The 17,137-nt window shown below is 64.0% G+C and carries 21 protein-coding genes; 14 read left to right on the top strand and 7 right to left on the bottom strand.

The features are described from left to right. Nucleotides 1-152 precede the first annotated feature (152 nt). On the top strand, nucleotides 153-2,249 hold the full coding sequence (locus tag C7435_RS11150) for a TonB-dependent receptor (protein WP_170150446.1): 2,097 nt from the start codon (nucleotides 153-155) through the stop codon (nucleotides 2,247-2,249). Nucleotides 2,250-2,325: 76 nt separating this feature from the next. On the opposite strand, the gene C7435_RS11145 is transcribed toward C7435_RS11150, so the two are convergent. After that, complete coding sequence (locus C7435_RS11145) at nucleotides 2,326-3,108, bottom strand: SDR family NAD(P)-dependent oxidoreductase (RefSeq protein ID WP_075189124.1); 783 nt, start codon at nucleotides 3,106-3,108, stop codon at nucleotides 2,326-2,328. A gap of 158 nt (nucleotides 3,109-3,266) precedes the next feature. On the opposite strand from C7435_RS11145, the gene C7435_RS11140 reads away from it, so the two are divergent. The 8 genes from C7435_RS11140 to C7435_RS11105 all read left to right on the top strand — a co-directional run bounded on the left by C7435_RS11140 (nucleotide 3,267) and on the right by C7435_RS11105 (nucleotide 9,307). Further along, nucleotides 3,267-4,130, top strand: a complete 864-nt coding sequence (locus C7435_RS11140; protein ID WP_121211556.1) for an isoaspartyl peptidase/L-asparaginase family protein — start codon at nucleotides 3,267-3,269, stop codon at nucleotides 4,128-4,130. Continuing rightward, nucleotides 4,130-4,666, top strand: coding sequence for an RNA methyltransferase (locus C7435_RS11135; RefSeq protein WP_121211554.1), 537 nt, complete (start codon nucleotides 4,130-4,132; stop codon nucleotides 4,664-4,666). Before C7435_RS11140 ends, C7435_RS11135 begins: the two co-directional genes overlap by 1 nt. A 97-nt stretch (nucleotides 4,667-4,763) precedes the next feature. After that, complete coding sequence (locus C7435_RS11130; protein ID WP_407658358.1) at nucleotides 4,764-5,282, top strand: invasion associated locus B family protein; 519 nt, start codon at nucleotides 4,764-4,766, stop codon at nucleotides 5,280-5,282. 84 nt (nucleotides 5,283-5,366) lie between these two features. Next, nucleotides 5,367-6,566, top strand: a complete 1,200-nt coding sequence (gene rlmN / locus C7435_RS11125; RefSeq protein ID WP_121211552.1) for a dual-specificity RNA methyltransferase RlmN — start codon at nucleotides 5,367-5,369, stop codon at nucleotides 6,564-6,566. Further along, the gene (locus tag C7435_RS11120) at nucleotides 6,563-6,808 is read left to right on the top strand and encodes an antibiotic biosynthesis monooxygenase (RefSeq protein ID WP_121211550.1); all 246 of its coding nucleotides are present in this window, start codon (nucleotides 6,563-6,565) and stop codon (nucleotides 6,806-6,808) included. Before rlmN ends, C7435_RS11120 begins: the two co-directional genes overlap by 4 nt. A gap of 81 nt (nucleotides 6,809-6,889) precedes the next feature. Then, entirely contained in the window at nucleotides 6,890-7,420 is a 531-nt protein-coding gene (locus tag C7435_RS11115) for a GNAT family N-acetyltransferase (RefSeq protein WP_233350755.1), read from the top strand. Nucleotides 7,421-7,550: 130 nt separating this feature from the next. Further along, entirely contained in the window at nucleotides 7,551-7,853 is a 303-nt protein-coding gene (locus tag C7435_RS11110; protein WP_143742903.1) for a hypothetical protein, read from the top strand. Continuing rightward, on the top strand, nucleotides 7,850-9,307 hold the full coding sequence (locus C7435_RS11105; RefSeq protein ID WP_075189129.1) for a methyl-accepting chemotaxis protein: 1,458 nt from the start codon (nucleotides 7,850-7,852) through the stop codon (nucleotides 9,305-9,307). Before C7435_RS11110 ends, C7435_RS11105 begins: the two co-directional genes overlap by 4 nt. Here C7435_RS11105 and C7435_RS11100 read toward each other — a convergent pair whose 3' ends face one another. Next, nucleotides 9,308-10,060 carry a class I SAM-dependent methyltransferase gene (locus C7435_RS11100; RefSeq protein ID WP_121211548.1) on the bottom strand — a complete coding sequence of 251 codons (753 nt, stop codon included), beginning with the start codon at nucleotides 10,058-10,060 and terminating at the stop codon, nucleotides 9,308-9,310. Nucleotides 10,061-10,408: 348 nt separating this feature from the next. Here C7435_RS11100 and C7435_RS11095 point away from each other — a divergent pair, with 348 nt between their 5' ends. From C7435_RS11095 to C7435_RS11085, 3 genes are all read left to right on the top strand, one after another. Further along, complete coding sequence (locus C7435_RS11095) at nucleotides 10,409-11,167, top strand: creatininase family protein (protein ID WP_121211546.1); 759 nt, start codon at nucleotides 10,409-10,411, stop codon at nucleotides 11,165-11,167. 6 nt (nucleotides 11,168-11,173) lie between these two features. Beyond that, nucleotides 11,174-11,734 (top strand): hypothetical protein, encoded by a 561-nt coding sequence (locus C7435_RS11090; RefSeq protein ID WP_121211544.1) that lies wholly within the window; start codon nucleotides 11,174-11,176, stop codon nucleotides 11,732-11,734. A 136-nt stretch (nucleotides 11,735-11,870) separates the two neighbouring features. Continuing rightward, a complete protein-coding gene (locus C7435_RS11085; RefSeq protein WP_121211542.1) occupies nucleotides 11,871-12,326 on the top strand; it encodes a hypothetical protein in 456 nt (151 codons plus the stop codon). On the opposite strand, the gene C7435_RS11080 is transcribed toward C7435_RS11085, so the two are convergent. Genes C7435_RS11080 through tsaD form a run of 5 tightly spaced genes read right to left on the bottom strand, consistent with a single transcriptional unit; the run spans nucleotide 12,311 to nucleotide 15,393 of the window. Further along, a complete protein-coding gene (locus C7435_RS11080; protein ID WP_121211540.1) occupies nucleotides 12,311-12,637 on the bottom strand; it encodes a cupin domain-containing protein in 327 nt (108 codons plus the stop codon). The two genes, C7435_RS11085 and C7435_RS11080, sit on opposite strands and share 16 nt — an antisense overlap. Beyond that, on the bottom strand, nucleotides 12,634-12,969 hold the full coding sequence (locus tag C7435_RS11075; protein WP_121211539.1) for a Rieske (2Fe-2S) protein: 336 nt from the start codon (nucleotides 12,967-12,969) through the stop codon (nucleotides 12,634-12,636). The genes C7435_RS11080 and C7435_RS11075 overlap by 4 nt, the downstream gene beginning before the upstream one ends. Then, on the bottom strand, nucleotides 12,969-13,262 hold the full coding sequence (locus C7435_RS11070) for a YciI family protein (RefSeq protein ID WP_121211537.1): 294 nt from the start codon (nucleotides 13,260-13,262) through the stop codon (nucleotides 12,969-12,971). The genes C7435_RS11075 and C7435_RS11070 overlap by 1 nt, the downstream gene beginning before the upstream one ends. Further along, nucleotides 13,262-14,263: an NAD(P)H-dependent glycerol-3-phosphate dehydrogenase gene (locus C7435_RS11065; protein WP_121211535.1), complete on the bottom strand. Its 1,002-nt coding sequence runs from the start codon at nucleotides 14,261-14,263 to the stop codon at nucleotides 13,262-13,264. The genes C7435_RS11070 and C7435_RS11065 overlap by 1 nt, the downstream gene beginning before the upstream one ends. Then, complete coding sequence (gene tsaD / locus C7435_RS11060) at nucleotides 14,260-15,393, bottom strand: tRNA (adenosine(37)-N6)-threonylcarbamoyltransferase complex transferase subunit TsaD (RefSeq protein WP_121211533.1); 1,134 nt, start codon at nucleotides 15,391-15,393, stop codon at nucleotides 14,260-14,262. The genes C7435_RS11065 and tsaD overlap by 4 nt, the downstream gene beginning before the upstream one ends. 37 nt (nucleotides 15,394-15,430) lie before the next feature. On the opposite strand from tsaD, the gene hemC reads away from it, so the two are divergent. Together hemC and C7435_RS11050 are read left to right on the top strand one after the other, a co-directional pair. Beyond that, nucleotides 15,431-16,396: a hydroxymethylbilane synthase gene (hemC, locus tag C7435_RS11055; RefSeq protein WP_121211532.1), complete on the top strand. Its 966-nt coding sequence runs from the start codon at nucleotides 15,431-15,433 to the stop codon at nucleotides 16,394-16,396. Further along, nucleotides 16,393-17,130, top strand: coding sequence for a uroporphyrinogen-III synthase (locus tag C7435_RS11050; protein ID WP_121211530.1), 738 nt, complete (start codon nucleotides 16,393-16,395; stop codon nucleotides 17,128-17,130). Before hemC ends, C7435_RS11050 begins: the two co-directional genes overlap by 4 nt. Nucleotides 17,131-17,137: the final 7 nt, after the last annotated feature.

Genomic DNA, 17,137 nt, shown 5'->3' with positions numbered 1-17,137 from the left:
TGCAGCGTCTGCCTCACGCCACCTGATGCAAATTCAACACGCTGGACAAACCGTGTGCAGCACGATCGCCCGCGTTCACCCCCTACGCTTGACACGCATTCTCACACTGAATACTCGGACTTTGATTTTCATTTGCAAGTTCGAGTCTCATCATGATCAAAAAAAGCGCCCTGCTGGCCACAACCCTTCTCACGGCCGGCCTCGGCTTCGGCACGGCCCACGCCCAGCAAAACGAGGATGTCGTCGAGGTCAATGGACGCTATCTGTCGCTGGACCAGCTCAACTCGGTGAAAACACCGACGCCGGTCATCGACGTGCCGCAGAGCCTGTCCATCGTCACTGACGTCCAGATCGCCGATCAGGGCTTTGCCAATCTCGGGGACATCCTGCGCTACACGCCTGGCCTGTCGATCAGCCAGGGCGAAGGCCATCGTGACGCGATCAATATCCGCGGCAACCAGTCGACCGCCGACTTCTTCCTCAATGGCGTCCGCGATGACGTCCAGTATTACCGCCCGCTCTACAATCTCGAACAGGTCGAGATCCTGCGTGGCTCGAACGCGCTGTTGTTCGGACGCGGCGGTGGCGGCGGTGTCATCAATCGCGTGACCAAGTCACCAATTGTGGGCGACACTTTCTCCGGCGTCAGCGCCGGCATCGACACATTCGGCGCCTGGCAGCTTACCGGCGACACGAATCTTGCCACTGGCGACCGCTCGGCCCTGCGCCTGAATGCCTTTGTCGAGGACATGGCCAATCACCGCGACGCCTTTGACGGTACACGTTACGGCATCAACCCGACCTTCCGGACGGAGTTGGGAACCGACACGACGGCGACCTTCTTCTATGAGCATCTCAATGACGACCGGGTCGTGGATCGCGGCGTCCCCTCGGTCAATATCGCCGGGGCGCCGAACCGACCGCTGGAAGGGCATGACGAGACATTCTTTGGTTCGCCTGACGCCAACAATACAACGCTGGAAGCTCATACATTCCGGGTCCGCCTCGATCATGAATTCGGTGACCGGCTGCGCGGCAATGTCACGGTCCAGCACGCCGATTATGACAAGGCCTATCAGAACCTCTACGCCGCCAGCTTCGACGCCGTCGCGACGCCGAACCGGGTCACGCTGGACGGCTATCGCGACATCACCGCCCGCACCAACACCGTCATACAGGCCAATCTGGTCGGCGAGTTCAACACCGGCGCGATCAGCCACACCGTGCTGGCCGGCGGCGAATATGGTGACCAGGCGACCGACAATGCCCGCTTCGACAATCTGTTCGCGGCCAGCAATGACGACCAGATCACGATCGATTTCAGCGACCTGCTCGTGATCCCCGACTTCGCCTTTTCAACACCTGTGCGTGACCGCAGCTCCGAGGTTCGATTCACCTCGCTCTACCTGCAGGACCAGATCGACCTTACCGATACGCTGAAACTCGTTGTCGGGGCCCGTTTCGACCGCTTTGACGTCGAGGTCCTCGACCTGTTTGCCGTCACGGCGACGGACAATGGCCGCCGCGGCCGCGTCGACGAGGAAGTGTCGCCGCGCTTTGGCCTGATCTACAAGCCGGCTGACAACATGTCCTTTTATGCCAGCTATACCGAGACCTTCCTGCCGAGCGCCGGCGACCAGTTCCTGACACTCAGTTCGACGACCGAGGACATTCAGCCGCAAGTCTTCGAGAACCGTGAGATCGGCGCCAAATGGGACATCACCGACACACTCAGCTTCACCGCCGCCCTGTTCCGCCTCGAGCGCGGCCAGTTCACCACGGTCGACCCGGATGATCCGTCCATTGTCACCACGGTGACCGGCAGCACGACGGAAGGTTTTGAGCTTCAGCTGGTGGGCGAGGTCACTGACCGGTGGACCGTCAATGCCGGCTACAGCCATCTGGACGGAACCGTCGACGGTGGCGGTTTTGACGGCAATGCGACCCGCCAGACACCGGCGCACATGCTGTCGGTGTGGAACCGCTACCAGGTCAGCAACCAGCTCGGCTTGGCCATCGGCGCAACCTATCAGGACGCCAATTTCGTGCATGAGGACAATTCGGTCGAGATCCCAGCCTATACCCGGTTCGATGCGGCCGTTTATTACGATCTCGACGACGCCACCCGGATCCAGCTGAATGTCGAAAACCTGTTCGACGAAAACTATTTCCCGGACGCGCACAGCAATACCAATATCTCGACCGGCGAGCCGCTGAACGCCCGCCTGACGGTGCGCCGCGACTTCTGATCCGGCCGATAGCTGCCATGAAAAAGGCCGGAGGTTCGCCTCCGGCCTTTTGTCTGTCTGGCGTTGGGCAAGGCGCCTATTTCGGCGGCATGCGGGCACCGGCATCGAGGCGGACACATTCAGCGTTGATATAGTCGGAATTGACCATAAAGGCGACGAGGTCCGCATACTCTTCCGGCGTGCCGAAACGCTGCGGGAATTGCAGGTGCGAGGCGAGCGAGACTTTCACCTCCGGCGGCATCTGCTGGTAAATCGGGGTCTCGAAGAAGCCCGGCAGGATGGTGTTGACGCGGATGCCTTCCTTGGCGAGATCACGCGCCATCGGCAGGGTCATGCCGTAGATGCCACCCTTTGAAGCGGCATAGGCAACCTGGCCGATCTGACCGTCCTGGGCCGCAACCGACGCCGTGTTGACGATGACGCCACGGCCGGAACCGCCCAGCGGATCAAGCGACATCATGCCGGCGGCCGATTTGGACGCACACAGGAAGGAGCCGATCAGGTTGACCCCGATCACGGTCTGGAAGCCCTTGGCCGAGTGGGCCGAAACTTCACCGGTCGAGGAGGAACGGCGTGCCGTCTTCTCGGCCCAGCCGATCCCGGCGCAATTGACGAAAACGCGTTCCTGGCCATGCGCTTCCCGGGCCTTGGCCAGGCCGGCGTCGACGCTGGCTTCATCGGAGACATTGACCTGACAGAACACGCCGCCGATCTCCTTGGCGACCATCTCGCCGCGCTCGGCATTCATGTCGAAAATGGCGACCTTGGCGCCGTCTGCGGCGAGACGGCGGGCTGTGCCTTCGCCGAGACCGGATGCGCCGCCGGTGACAATAGCGGCAATGGATGAGTCGAGTTTCATGAGGCACTCCCCTTTATCGATGCCAGCGACATAGCGTGATGCCTGCCAAAAGAAAATCCGGAGCAACGGCTCGCCGCCGGTGGAAAACCGGCTTGGGCGGGATGCGCGAGCGGTGCTAGAGCAATCGGCACACACTCAAACGAGACGGGATGGACAGTATGAGCGGACGTTACGCCCTTTTGCTGCACGGTGGCGCCGGCACCCTGGCTGATCGCGATTATGCCAAGGAAATCGATCATATGCGCGGTCTTGCCGAAGCCGCCAAGGCGCGCCTCGCCATCGGCGCCAACGCGCTCGACATCGTGCAGGACATTGTGCGCGAGCTGGAAGCCTCCGGGCTCTATGTCGCCGGCAAGGGCGCCTCGCCGAACAAGGCCGGCCGCTATGAACTGGACGCCGCGATCATGGACGGGCCGACCCGGCGGGCCGGGTCGGTCGCAGCACTGACCGGCTTCACCAGCCCGATCTCGGCGGCCCGCGCGGTGATGGACACCACGCCCCATGTCATGCTCGCCGGCCGCGGCGCTGAACGCTTTTGCAGCGAAGCGGAGCTGGAACGGGTCGAGAGCGTCAACGACTACTACACGCCCGCCGCCGCGCCGGATGATCGCGCCATAGCCACCGGCACGGTCGGCTGTGTCGCCCTCGATATGGAAGGCCGGCTGGCGGCCGCCACTTCAACCGGCGGCACGCTGAACAAGATGGAAGGCCGGGTTGGCGACAGTCCGATCATCGGATCCGGCTGCTGGGCCGACGGCCATGTGGCGATCTCCTGTACCGGCCAGGGCGAGTATTTCCTGCGCACCGCGACCGCCAAGGACGTCTCGGCCCGCATGGCCTATGGCGGCCAGTCTCTCGCCGATGCCGTTGCCGGAGCGCTGGCCGATGTCGGCGCCCTGGGCGGTGAGGGCGGCATCATTGCCGTCGACCGCGACGGCAATCTGGCCGCGCCGTTCAACTCGCCGGGCATGAAACAGGCCATGGTCCACCCCGATGGACGTGTGACTGCCGGGGTACGCTGATGATCACGGTGAAGCGGGGCTATTTCGGCGTCGGCGCCGAAGGCATTTCCAAGCCGATGAATATGGGCGCGATCCTGCGCACGGCGCACGCCTTTGGCGCCAGCTTTGCCTTCACGGTCGATGCCAATCACCAGGTCCGCGACGTCTACCGCGCCGATACTGCCAAATCCGTCGACCATGTCCCCTACTATGAATGGGATGCCACCGACGAAATTGCCCTGCCGTCGAACTGCCAGCTGGTCGGCATCGAGCTCACGGACGACGCCGTCGACCTGCCCAGCTTTCGCCACCCGCTGTGCGCCGCCTATGTCTTTGGCCGCGAGCGTGGATCACTGTCGGAAGATATGCAGGCAAGGTGCAGCCATATCGTGAAAATCCCGACCAAATTCTGCGTCAATGTCTCGGTGGCCTGCGCCATCACCCTGTATGATCGCCAGATCAATTTCGGCGGCTTTCCGGAACGGCCACTGATGCCCGGCGGGCCGGATCTTGAATCCCTGGCCGAGGCGACAAAGAAGGCCGGTATCCACCGCTGATCCGGTGATCAATTGGCGCTGTTAGGGCGGGATTAACTCCGCCATCATACCGCCATAGGGATGCCCTAGACGGCGTCGAATGTGCTTCGCGACGAGGATGATCACCGTGCGTATCCGACATGCCTGCCTGGCGTTTGGTCTGCTGACCGGACTGAACGCCCCCGCTTTCGCCCAGGACGATCCGCAGTTTCGCGGCGAGTACAGCGATTGGCGGGTCTTCACCCGCAATACCGATGCGGGCTTTTCCTGTTACGCGTTGAGCCGCCCGACCGACAGCGCGCCGCGCGCCCATGAACACGGCAATGTCTATTTCCTGGTAGCCAGCTGGCAGTCCGGTGCGGTCGAGGAACAACCCTCGCTGCTGGTCGGCTATGACCTGCGCCCGACCAGCCCGCCGCAAGTCCGGGTCGGCTCGGACCGGTTTGACATGTTCGCCGACAACCAGGAGGGCTTTCTCGACGATCTCGACGAGGAAGCCGATCTGATCCGTTCGATGCGCCGCGGATCGGTCATGCGGGTCACCGCCACGACGCTGGACGGAGCGGCAACCTCCTACGAATTCTCGCTGTCCGGCGTGACCGCGGCCCTGCAGCGTGTCGAGGCGCTCTGCAACTGATCCCGCGCACCGGTCCGATTCGGCATTGCCGCGCTTTTGTGATAGAGCGCGCGGCTTCGTTTTGTTTGAGATAGTCTGGCGGCCATGAACCACGCCCTGAACATTGATGCCCGCAACGCCAATGCCAGCCGCATTGACGAAACCACGCCGCGCGCCCTGCGCTCGCTGGCCGGGATGACGCGCGAGGAATTGCGTGAGGTGGCGATCGATTGCGGCGTCGACGAGAAGAAGGCGAAGATGCGCGCCGAGCAATTGTGGCGCTGGATCTATCACTACGGCGTCACATCCTTCGACGAGATGACCAATATCTCGAAAGACCTGCGCGCCGTCATTGCCGACAAATATGCCCTGCACCGCCCCAAGCTGATCGACCGCCAGGTCTCGGTCGACGGCACCCGCAAATACCTGATCGAGCTGGCGCCCGGCGTCGAGTGCGAGACGGTGTTCATCCCGGACGTTGCCCGCTCCGGCGCCCTGTGCGTCTCCAGCCAGGTCGGTTGCACGCTGAACTGCACCTTCTGCCATACCGGCACCCAGGCGCTGGTGCGCAATCTCACCGCCGCCGAAATCGTCGCCCAGGTGATGATTGCGCGCGACGATCTGGAGGAATGGCCGACCTCGAACGAGAACCGCAAGATCACCAATATCGTCTTCATGGGCATGGGTGAGCCGCTTTATAATCTCGATCATGTCGCGACGTCGATCGACATCATCTCGGACGGTGAGGGCATTGCCATCTCGCGCCGCCGCACCACGGTCTCGACCTCCGGCGTGGTGCCGAAGATCAAAGAGCTGGGCGAGCTCACCGGCACCATGCTGGCGATCTCGTTGCACGCCACCAATGACGCGCTGCGCGACGAGCTGGTGCCTCTGAACAAGAAATACCCGCTGGTCGAGCTGATGAATGCCATCCGCGCCTATCCCGGCCTGGGCAATTCCAAGCGCGTGACCTTCGAATATGTGATGCTGAAGGGCGTCAATGACAGCCTGGCCGAGGCCAAGGCGCTGGTGAAACTTCTCAAGGGCATCCCGGCCAAGATCAATCTGATCCCGTTCAATCCGTGGCCGAACAGCCCTTATGAATGCTCGGACTGGGACCAGATCGAAGCCTTTGCCGATGTGGTCAACAAGGCCGGCTACGCCTCCCCCATCCGCACGCCGCGCGGCCGCGACATCTTCGCCGCCTGCGGCCAGCTGCGCTCGGAAAGCCAGAAGGTAAAGGCGAGCGTGCTGCGCAAACAGCGCCTGGCCGACGGTGAAGGCGCAGCCAACGCCGCGTCGTGACCGCTGCCGTTCTCTATCGCTGGAAACTGAAGCCCGGCCGCGCTGCGGAATTCGAAACCGCTTGGGCCGAGGGGACGCGACGCATCCACCAGGCGTGCGGCTCCTATGGCGCCGTTCTGCATCGCGACGAGAACGGGCTGTACTGGTCCTATGCCGCTTGGCCGGACGAAGCGGTTCGCAAGGCCTGTTTCGCCGAGCATGACTGGTTTTCCCAGGACTGCTTCAAGACCATGCAGGCCTGAACCGCCGAACGTTTCGACGAAATCACGCTGACAGTCACCCACGATGAGCTGAAAGCCCGCACGCCGTCTTGCGACGTCCCGGTGCTGACGACCAACCGCCTCCTGCTGCGCCGGATTCATCAGGATGATGCGCTCGCGCTCCTCCCTGCGCTGCAAGACCCCGGCACAATGAAATACTGGTCTCGCGCACCCGTCGAAAACCTCGCCGAAGCGCGAGACTATCTCGCTGGCTCGACACGATCGGCCACCGTTCGATGCTGGGCCATGACGCGGCCGGCGGCACCGGATGACGCCCTCGGCTGGGTCGTCCTGATCGATCGCAAGCCCGGGGTCGCGGAGATCGGCTATATCATCCGTCCGGACGCACAACGCCGCGGCCATGTCAGCGAAGCGGTCGCCCGGGTGCTGGATCATGGCTTCGACGCGCTCGGCCTGCGCCGGATCTACGCCGATACCGATCCGGACAATGCCGGCTCGATCGCCGTGCTCACCAAGCTGGGCTTCACGCTCGAGGGCCGGTTGCGCGACCAGTGGGAGACCCATTTGGGCGTTCGGGACAGCCTGATTTTCGGGCTTCTGAATTCAGAATGGGCAACGACCCGCGCACATTGAATCCGGTAGCGTGTGGAAACGGTAAACACTGATTAACTGTCATACGTTTAGAACAGGCAGCCATTTGCAGGCCTGTATATAGACAATGATAAAATTCATTCCGACTATACTTGTGATTGCAATCGTTGGCGTGACGCCCCTTTTGGCGGTCGCAGAACCGGCGACTGATGATCGCTACGCCGCTGTCTTCCCGCCGGGATGGCAGGCCCGGGATGTTATCATTGCTGGTGCCGCCGCCGGTCAGTCAGCACTGATGATCGGGCGCACCGCCAATATCGGCGTATTCGTCTTGCCGGCCGCAGATGATCGCCAAGCCCTGCGTGACGCCGGCGCCTGGCTCATCATCCCGGCCAACACGTTGCACGGCTGCCTGATCAACCAGACCCCGACAGCCCAGTCCATCCGATCCTCAGCAGAGACCCCATCGACATGACCAGCCTCAACCACATCCGCCAGCGCGCCCAAACCGTGACCCTGCTGATCATGGTCGGCCTGTGTATCAGCTTGATCGTGACCGCAGGCATTTTTGCCAGCAACCGTCTTGTCCCGGCAGGACTGGTCGGCTTTGTCCTGCTCGCCATAGCGGTCGCCAGCTGGCGGCTGGACCCGAACAGTGCGGTCTCGCGGGCCACAGTCGGCACGGCGCTCATCGGTTATCCGGCGCTGTTTGTCTATTTGTTAAGTGGTTCACCGTGGCAGATCGACATGCACATGATGTTTTTCGCCGCCCTTTCGATCTCGGCGGTGATGCTTGATTGGCGCGTGATCGTCGCCGCGTCGGCAGCGACGGCCGTCCACCACCTTTCGCTGAACTTCTTTCTGCCCTGGGCGGTGTTTCCGGATGGCGCCGACTTCTTCCGTGTCGTCTTCCACGCCGTAATCGTCATCGGACAATCCGGCGCGCTGGTATGGATGACCTACCATGCGTCACAAGCCCTCAATGGCGCTGATCACAAGGCCGACGAAGCCGCCGCAGCGCAATCAGCCGCTGCCCAAAGCGCCGACGCCCAGGTCGCAACCAAGGACAATGCGGATCGCCAGCGCCTCGCCATCGCAGCCCTGGCCCGGGAATTCGAGGAAGCCTTGCGGGTCGTATCCGGAGGGATTTCCGGCGCGGCCGGTCAGGTCAGCAGCTTGGCCGGCGATCTCAGCGGCGATGCCGAAGCAACGCGCGAGGGGGCGTCTGAGGCGTCCTCCAGAGCCTCGACGACCAACAGCAATGTCCAGTCTGTGGCCGCCGCTGCGCAAGAATTGTCCGCCTCGATCGGCGAGGTCGCGCGCATCCTCCAGAACAGTGATGATGTGTCCGACCGGGCGGCCGCCGAAGCCGAAGGCGCGGGTCGGTCGATCGACGCGCTGGAAACCGCGGCCAAGGAAATCGAAGACATCATGCGCCTGGTCGCCGGCGTTGCCGAGCAGACCAACCTGCTGGCACTGAACGCCACGATCGAGGCAGCGCGCGCCGGTGAGGCCGGCAAGGGTTTCGCGGTGGTGGCGTCCGAGGTGAAGGCACTGGCCGAGCAGACCACGCGAGCGTCCAGCGATATCGGTCAGAAGATCGAAGCGATGCGCGGCGCGTCAGGTGGCGCTGCCGAGGCTCTCGGGCGCATTGCGGAAATCATCTCCGAACTGCGCCAATCCACCGAAAGCGTGCAGGGCGCCTTCTCGGAGCAAAACCAGGCGACCCAGGAAATCGCCTCACTCGCCGAACGCGCGGCGGTCGAGACGATCGAGGTGAATAATTCCATGCACTCGGTCACCGAAGCCGCCGAGCGGACCAATGCCGCCGCCGAGGCCTTCACACGCGCATCCGGCGAACTGGGAGAAGCGGCGAGCCGCCTCGACGAGGAGCTCAACCGCTTCCGGTCCGAGTTGGATGCCGCCTGATTACTCCGGCTTGCGAAAGCGCAGGACGAAGCGGTCGGTCTGACGGCGGATGGATGGGTCGAACGGGCTGATCTCACGACTGTCTTCCGGATTGGCCAACATGTCGCTCGACCCGTCCAGTTCGAAACCGGCGGCGGTGATTTCCTCGACCACCGCTGCCTCCTCGATCCGGTGCAGGCTTTCAACCACCGTCAAACCTGCGCCCTCCACGGCCCGGTGATCGACGACCACGTAGACGCCGCCGGGACGCAAGGCGTCAAAAACCGCGGCATTCATGGCGGTCCGGTCGGTGCCGTCCCATGCCGTGTCATGGTAGAAAAGCACCATGAATACAGCGTCCAACTCACCGTCAACATTGTCGCCGAAGGCCTCGATGGCGGAGCTGGAATGGGTCATGTTGGCCCGCTCACCCGCAAAGGCCGCAAGGCCGGCATCGGTCTCGGCAAACCGTTCGGCAACCCAGGTCGGGTTCATGGTGTAGACATGACCCTCGGCACCAACTGCGGTCGAGAGCACGCGGGAATAATATCCGCTGCCGGCGGCGAGATCAGCAATGCGCCAACCCGGCTCGACACCGGCAAACAAAAGAACTTCAGCGGGATGGCGATTGGCGTCCAGCTGGCGATCCGCCTCCGGGCGGCTCGCATCGGCGACAGCATTTTCGATGCTCACGGGCATCGGATCGTCCTGGGCCAGGACGGGTCCGGCCACCAGAGCGGCCAGGGCAACAGAAGCAATGAAAAGTCGACGCATGATTTCCCCTCACACAACAAGATGTTTGAGGCTCTCATACAACGCCGCGAGGCGACAGGCTCCTGACACATCGCTCACGAAGCTGTGACGATGCCGGTTGAATCGCGATTCTTTTACGGTTGATAAGGACTTAGGCGATAGACATGGGCACAAGCGGCGACACGCCGCAATGGAGGGGTCCATGCATTTCATTCTGGCTTTTGCCGCTGTCGCATCCGCCCTGGCGGCCTGGCTCTACCGCCGCGAGAGCCGTCGCCTCTAGACGACCTCGCGCCGCATCCAGCCCTTGCGCCCGGTCGCCGTCGCGGCTTAGCTCCCCGGACAAGCGCTATCCCGGAGAGGGCTGTCATGCTGCTGCACCACGCGTCCTGGCCTGAAGTCGAGGCCTATCTCAACACCTGCAAGGGGATCATCATCCCCATCGGATCGACCGAACAACACGGCCCGAACGGGCTGGTCGGGACCGATGCGATCTGCCCGGAAGTGATCGCCGCCGAAGCCGGCGCCGAAGCCGGCCTCCTGGTCGGGCCGACTTTCAATGTCGGCATCGCCCAGCACCACCTCGGCTTTGCCGGCTCGATGACACTGCGGCCCTCGACCATGATTGCGGTCATCAATGACTGGATTGAGAGCCTGACCCGTCACGGATTCGACCGCATCTATTTCCTCAATGGCCATGGCGGCAATATCACCACGATCAACGCGGCTTTCGCCGAGTATTACGCCAATTTCTCACTCGATGGCGCCGCCTGCCCGGTCCAGTTGATGCAGCGCAATTGGTGGGAACTGCCCGGCGTCATGGACACCTGCCGCAAGCTCTTCCCGGTCGGCGAGGGCATGCATGCCACGGCGTCGGAGGTCTCGGTGACCTATTACGCCCATCCGCACGCCATCAAACATGTTGAGATGAGCCCGAAGATCGCCCCGGTGGGCGGGTTCAGTGACGCGGCGGACTATCGCCGGAAATTCCCGGACGGCCGGATTGGTTCCGACCCGTCGCAGGCCACACCGGAAAAAGGCGCCGAGATCGTCAGTTTTGCCAAGCAGGCGCTGATCGCCGAGTGCGCCAAATTCTTCGACGCTAAGCCGGCCCTGCAACCGGCGTAGAAAATCATGGTTGAGGTCTGGACCCCGCCCATCTCGGATGCGGCCGTCAAGGCAGCCACCGGTCGGAACTGGCCGGAATGGCGCGCCGAGCTCGATGGCTGGGCGGGCGAGATGGACCACCGAGCCTTGGCCCGGACTCTGCGCGACAAGCACGGCCTGTCATTCTGGTGGGCGCAAATGGTGTCCGGCACCTGGGAAATGCTGACCGGTCGCCGCGATCCGCATGAGCGGGCCGCTGGCGACGGCAAGTACCAGGCTTCCGGATCGAAGACGATCGCGACCGATCCGGCAAGCGTCGAAGCGGCGTTCGATCTACCCGATTTCGCCGAATGGGGTCCTGATGGCGTTTTCAGCCGGACATCCGGCACCCCGGGCAAATCTATCAACGGACATTGGTCCGAGGGTGGTCGCCTCTCGGTCTGGCTCGCCACCAAGGCGGGCGCGACAGGCCCGAAAGCCCAGATCAGCCTCAGCCATGAGAACCTCGAAACGGCCGAGGATTGCGAACACTGGAAAACGGAATGGCGGGGCGCGTTGGTGCGCTTGAAGGCTCGGCTTGAGAGCTGAGTATTTGCGCTGACAGGCCATGTCGGCAAAGCGCGTGTTGCATACCGCCTCTACCCCGACACAAAACATTCATTTCACCGCGCCTTTCACGCTCGGTATACGCCAGCCGTATCGCGTCGCTACGGAGTGCGCCGAAATGAAAATCTGGATCGCCCTGCCTGCCCTGGCCCTGCTGGCTGCCTGCTCGTCTGAGCAAGGCTCGACCATCAATACCGGTTTCAGCGAGGATAATCTCGCCAGCTCGGACGCCTGTTTTGCGGAAACGCCGTCGACCCTGCTCGAGCCGGGCCAGACCCTGCTGGAAACCGGACCGGCCGGTCTGACCCGCGTGTCCTGGTCTCTGAACGGCGAGACCGGCGACGTCATCCTCGCTGTGTCAGATTTGGACCAGACCACCAAGACCGCGATGGATGCGGCCAATGCGGACTTTTACCGCGCCGCCGGCCAGCAACACTCCCACACAACAGATGCGGTGATTTATCACCGCTCGATGGATGGCAGTTTCTGTACCGTGGTCAAGGATCAGCCGACTGGTCAGGCACTGGTTGATGCCATCACCAATCTGCCGGCAGCCACTCAGCCGTCGGAATAGAAAACCGCCAACCAGACCGTCTCGACATCCGCAGCGGTCGCAGCCACCCGGTGACGGCGATGGGCCGGGATCAGCACGTGATCGCCCGGCGTCAACTCCAGGCATTGCTCCGGATCCTGCAACTCCAGCCTCGCCGACCCGGCGAGCAGGGCGACCCATTCATGTTCGCTCTGGTCATACCAGAACCCGTCCGGCGATGACTGGCCGCGCGAGACAATCCGCTCAATGCGGACCTCATTGCCGCGCGCCAGAATTTCGGCGATCTCGTTACGGCTCGCATCGGGCAGCTTGTTGAAAAGATTGCCGGTCACAGGGCGCGCACCTCGGCGCCGACGATCTCGACCGGGATCGCTGTGAGGCGGTCGCCGGCAGCAGGACCGCCCGTGCACTCGCCGCTCGCAGCATCAAAGCTGGCGCCATGAACCGGGCAAACCAGCGTTTCGCCCTTGTGCAGGAGGCCGCGCCCGTCGGGAAGGCAAAGTGGCAAGCCGGCATGCGGGCAGAGATTGATGAAGGCGGTCACAGTCTCGCCGCGGCGGATCAAGACGACGGCCCGGCCTTCCCAGGCCGATGCACGGGCGCCGGGATCCGGTAGATCATCCAGACGGCCAAGAATGGTACCGGGCGGCGGCTTGGGCCGCATCAGCCGGCCTCGACCGGCGGATTGAAGACCCAGCGATAGGGCGCCACCTCAACCCGCTCGAACAGGCCGGCGGACTGGTAGGGATCGGTCGCCAGCCAGGCATCCAGCGCGGTGCGGTCGCTCGCCTCGATGATCAGCAGCGATCCGGCCATCTGCTCGGCATCGTCGAGCCAGGGGCCCGCCGCCTTCACGCTGGTGCCCGCCGCTTTCAGCCAGGCGATATGGGCGTCGCGATTGGCCATGCGGACGTCCAGCGCGCCGGGCCGGTCCCAAGTGTGAACCAGAAAGAGCATCAGGCGGTCTCCAGCGTGAAAGGACGCGCAAGCAGGGTCTCGATGGCGTCATCAACACTGGCCCGGCCGGCCAGGATCTCATTGACCGCTTCACAGATCGGCATTTCAACGCCATGACGGCGCGCCAGTTCGACCACGGCCGGGGCGCTGGCGACGCCCTCGGTCACCGCCCGGCGGCCGGCCATGATGTCGTCCAGCGACACCCCGCGCCCCAGCGCGAGGCCGCAGGACATGTTGCGCGATTGCGGCGAGGAACAGGTCAGGACGAGATCACCCAGACCGCACAGCCCGGCCAGGGTCTCGCGCTGGGCACCCAGCGCCAGGGCGAGCCGGGTCATTTCGGCGAAGCCGCGTGAGATCAGGGCCGCATGGGCCGATTTTCCCAGCCCCTTGCCCTCGGATATCCCGCAGCCAATGGCGAGCACATTCTTCACCGCGCCGCCAATCTCGGCCCCGATCAGATCGGTGGCGAGATAGGGCCGGAAACGATTGGTGCCGAGGGCTTCGATCAGCCGATTGCCGATCGCCTCATCGGCGCAGGCCAGGGTCACCGCGGTCGGCAAGCCCTGAGCCGTATCAATGGCAAAGCTCGGGCCCGACAGGACCGCCGGCAGCGCCGCCGGAATGGTTTCCTTCAGGACCTGGGTCATCATCGACAGCGAAGACTGCTCGATCCCTTTGGCGCACAGCACGATGGGCAGGCCGGGCCGGGCATAGGGCAGGAAGCTTTCCAGCACGCGGCGCAGATGCTGGGCCGGGGCGACCGCCAGTATGGCGTCACAGGCATCGAGATCCGAGATCGAGGTCGTCGCCTCGATGGCGTCGGACAATTTCACATCGGGCAGGTAGATCGTGTTCTCGTGCTTGCTGTTCACCACATCGGTGACATCCTGCTCGAAGGACCACAGGGTCACGTCGCGGCCCGCCTTGGCAGCGGTTTGCGCCAGGGCGGTGCCCCAGGCGCCGGCGCCGATCACGCCAATGCTCTGATATTCACTCATGCCTTGGGTCCCTTTCGTCCGGAGCCGATGGCCGGATCGGCCTTGGCCGAAGCCGCGTCCAATGGCCAGCGCGCCCGTGCCGGCGCATCCAGCCCGTCAATCTGGCCACGCGCCAGCTTTTCAATACCGACAAGCGCGATCATCGCCGCGTTGTCGGTACACCATTTCATCGGCGGCGCGATCAGGCGAAAACCGGCATCGCCCGCCTCGACTTCCAGCGCCGCGCGCACAGCCGTGTTGGCCGCCACACCACCCGCCACAACCAGCGACATCGGCCGCGGCGCATCGGGATAGCGCTCGACAAACATCGCCAATGCCCGCCGCGTGCGTCGGGACAGCGCCCGGGCAATGGCCGCCTGCACGCTGGCGGACAGATCCGCCTTGTCCTGATCGGAGGGCGCCTCCAGCCCGTCCCAGATCTGGCGGGCCGCGGTCTTCAAGCCGGCAAAGGAGAAGTCACAGCCCGGCTTGCCCTTGAGCGGCACCGGCAGTTCGAAGCGCTTGGCATCACCGCTCGCGGCGCAGCGCTCCAGCGCCGGCCCGCCGGGAAAGCCCAGCCCCATCACCTTGGCGGTCTTGTCGAACGCCTCGCCGGCCGCATCGTCCAGCGTCGAACCAAGCCGGTGATAGACGCCGACATCTTCGGCGATCAGCAATTGCGTATGCCCGCCGGAGACCAGCAGCAGCAGGTAAGGAAAGGCCAGCGGCTCGGAAATCCGTGGCGAGAGGGCATGACCTTCCAGATGATTGACTGCAATCAGCGGCTTGCCCGCGCCCAACGCCAACCCCTTGGCCGTCATCAGCGCCGCCATCACCCCGCCGATCAGGCCCGGCCCGGACGTCGCGGCGATCCCGTCGAGATCGGCGACCGACAGCCCGGCCTCTGCCAGTGCTTCCATCACAAGACCGTCCATGGCCTCGGCATGGGCCCGTGCCGCAATCTCCGGCACCACCCCGCCGAAGGGCGCATGCGCCTCGGTCTGGCCGAGTACCCGGTCGGCAAGAACCTCGACCTGGCCATCCGGCGCGCGGCGCAGGATAGCCGCCGCCGTCTCGTCGCAACTGGATTCGAGACCGAGCACGGTCAGTGCGCGCGCTTGCGCTTGGGGTGAGGGGGGCGCTAAGTCCATGACTGTCCACTAGCCCCAAGACCGGGATGATTGCAACGTGAAGCCGCCGTCCAGACCGCTCGCCATCGCCACCCGCCGCTCTCCGCTGGCCCTTGTCCAGGCACGCGATGTCCAGGCCAGGCTGGCCGCACAATGCGGGCTGTCCGGTGACGGCGTCGAGGCACATTTCCCGATCCTGGGCCTGGTCTCGACCGGCGACATGATCCAGGATCGGACCCTGATCGAAGCGGGCGGCAAGGGGTTGTTCACCAAGGAAATCGACGAGGCGCAGCTTGACGGCCGCGCCGCCTTCGCCGTGCACTCGATGAAGGATGTCCCGACCGTCTTGCCCGACGGGCTTGTCGTCGGCGCCCTGTTGGAACGCGAAGATCCGCACGACATGCTGATCGCCCGCAATGGCGAGACCCGCCTTGCCGATCTGCCCGCCGGCGTCACAGTCGGGACCGCGAGCCTGCGCCGTCAGGCGCAACTCCTGCACAAGCGGCCTGACCTCACGGTCGTCCCGCTGCGCGGCAATGTCGATACCCGCCTCGGCAAGCTGAGCGCCGGCGAAATCTACGCCACCTTCCTGGCCCGAGCCGGTCTCAATCGCCTCGGGCGCGACGAGGCCCGACGTGACCCGTTGCACGCCGATGAAATGCTGCCGGCCGCGGCCCAGGGCGCTGTCGGCGTTGCCATTCGCGCTGGCGATGAGGAGGCAGCAAACCACCTCATCGGCCTGCATCACCGCGACACCGAATTGGCCGTCACCGCCGAGCGCGCCTTCCTCGCCGAACTCGATGGCTCTTGCCGAACGCCGATTGCGGCCCATGTGAATAAGGTATCCATGGACTTCATCGGCGAAGTTTTGACTCCTGATGGAAAGCAATGCTGGCGGAAGCAGATTCGATTCGACATGACCACTGCGACACCCGATAGCGCCCGCGAGGCCGGACACAGGCTCGGCCGCGCCGTGCGCGACGCCGCCGGCGATGACCTTGCCGCAGCCCTGGTGGGCGCATGACCGTCTTGGTCACACGTGGTTGGCCCGGCGCTGAACGCACCGCATCCGGGCTGCGGCGGATGGGGATCGACCCCATCATATCGCCCGTGCTCGACATCAATTTCCGCGCCCGCATCGATGCCAGTCTCGAGCGTGTGCAGGCACTGGTTTTCACCTCGGCCAATGGTGTTCGTGCCTGGGGTCCGCGTCGCAGCGAGCGCGACCTGCCCGTCTTCGCCGTCGCCGATGCCACTGCGCAGGCGGCGCGCGATATCGGTTTCAGAAAAGTCCACGCCGCCGGCGGCGATGTGACCTCACTGGCGCAACTCATCCGCCGCAAACTCAACCCGGAGAAAGGTTCGCTGCTGCATGTCCGCGGCATCCATGTCTCCGGCGACCTGTCTGGCGCACTCAAGCCGGATGGTTACAAGGTGCGCGACGCAATCGGCTATGGCGCCGTCGCCGTCGATGCGCTGGGCGAGGAAGCGATTGCGGCCATCGTGTCCGGCGCGCCGGTCTCGGTCCTGATCCACTCGGCCCGCGGCGCCAAGACCTTCCTCGACCTGTTGCGGAAATTCGGTCTCCATCATTGGCTGGGATCGGTGACAGCGCTGGGAATTTCGGCCAACTCCCTCATCCCTCTGGAAGGGGCCGGGTTTCGCGCCCTGGTCGCGGCCGCATCGCCCAATGAAGACGCGCTCTTGGCGCTGCTTGATGATTCATCGGAACTGGCCTCGGCAGGCCACGCGTCCTAAGCTGGCG

The sequence above is a fragment of the Maricaulis maris genome (assembly GCF_003634045.1).
Taxonomy (GTDB): Bacteria; Pseudomonadota; Alphaproteobacteria; order Caulobacterales; family Maricaulaceae; genus Maricaulis; species Maricaulis maris.
This window is presented reverse-complemented; position numbering and strand designations above follow the sequence as displayed.

What these genes read in the sequence shown, in the direction of transcription:
- C7435_RS11150 (WP_170150446.1), top strand. Translation starts at nt 153, where the DNA reads ATGATCAAAAAAAGCGCCCTGCTGGCCACAACCCTTCTCACGGCCGGC.
- C7435_RS11145 (WP_075189124.1), bottom strand. Translation starts at nt 3,108, where the DNA reads ATGAAACTCGACTCATCCATTGCCGCTATTGTCACCGGCGGCGCATCC.
- C7435_RS11140 (WP_121211556.1), top strand. Translation starts at nt 3,267, where the DNA reads ATGAGCGGACGTTACGCCCTTTTGCTGCACGGTGGCGCCGGCACCCTG.
- C7435_RS11135 (WP_121211554.1), top strand. Translation starts at nt 4,130, where the DNA reads ATGATCACGGTGAAGCGGGGCTATTTCGGCGTCGGCGCCGAAGGCATT.
- C7435_RS11130 (WP_407658358.1), top strand. Translation starts at nt 4,764, where the DNA reads ATGATCACCGTGCGTATCCGACATGCCTGCCTGGCGTTTGGTCTGCTG.
- rlmN (WP_121211552.1), top strand. Translation starts at nt 5,367, where the DNA reads ATGAACCACGCCCTGAACATTGATGCCCGCAACGCCAATGCCAGCCGC.
- C7435_RS11105 (WP_075189129.1), top strand. Translation starts at nt 7,850, where the DNA reads ATGACCAGCCTCAACCACATCCGCCAGCGCGCCCAAACCGTGACCCTG.
- C7435_RS11100 (WP_121211548.1), bottom strand. Translation starts at nt 10,060, where the DNA reads ATGCGTCGACTTTTCATTGCTTCTGTTGCCCTGGCCGCTCTGGTGGCC.
- C7435_RS11095 (WP_121211546.1), top strand. Translation starts at nt 10,409, where the DNA reads ATGCTGCTGCACCACGCGTCCTGGCCTGAAGTCGAGGCCTATCTCAAC.
- C7435_RS11090 (WP_121211544.1), top strand. Translation starts at nt 11,174, where the DNA reads ATGGTTGAGGTCTGGACCCCGCCCATCTCGGATGCGGCCGTCAAGGCA.
- C7435_RS11085 (WP_121211542.1), top strand. Translation starts at nt 11,871, where the DNA reads ATGAAAATCTGGATCGCCCTGCCTGCCCTGGCCCTGCTGGCTGCCTGC.
- C7435_RS11075 (WP_121211539.1), bottom strand. Translation starts at nt 12,969, where the DNA reads ATGCGGCCCAAGCCGCCGCCCGGTACCATTCTTGGCCGTCTGGATGAT.
- C7435_RS11070 (WP_121211537.1), bottom strand. Translation starts at nt 13,262, where the DNA reads ATGCTCTTTCTGGTTCACACTTGGGACCGGCCCGGCGCGCTGGACGTC.
- C7435_RS11065 (WP_121211535.1), bottom strand. Translation starts at nt 14,263, where the DNA reads ATGAGTGAATATCAGAGCATTGGCGTGATCGGCGCCGGCGCCTGGGGC.
- tsaD (WP_121211533.1), bottom strand. Translation starts at nt 15,393, where the DNA reads ATGGACTTAGCGCCCCCCTCACCCCAAGCGCAAGCGCGCGCACTGACC.
- C7435_RS11050 (WP_121211530.1), top strand. Translation starts at nt 16,393, where the DNA reads ATGACCGTCTTGGTCACACGTGGTTGGCCCGGCGCTGAACGCACCGCA.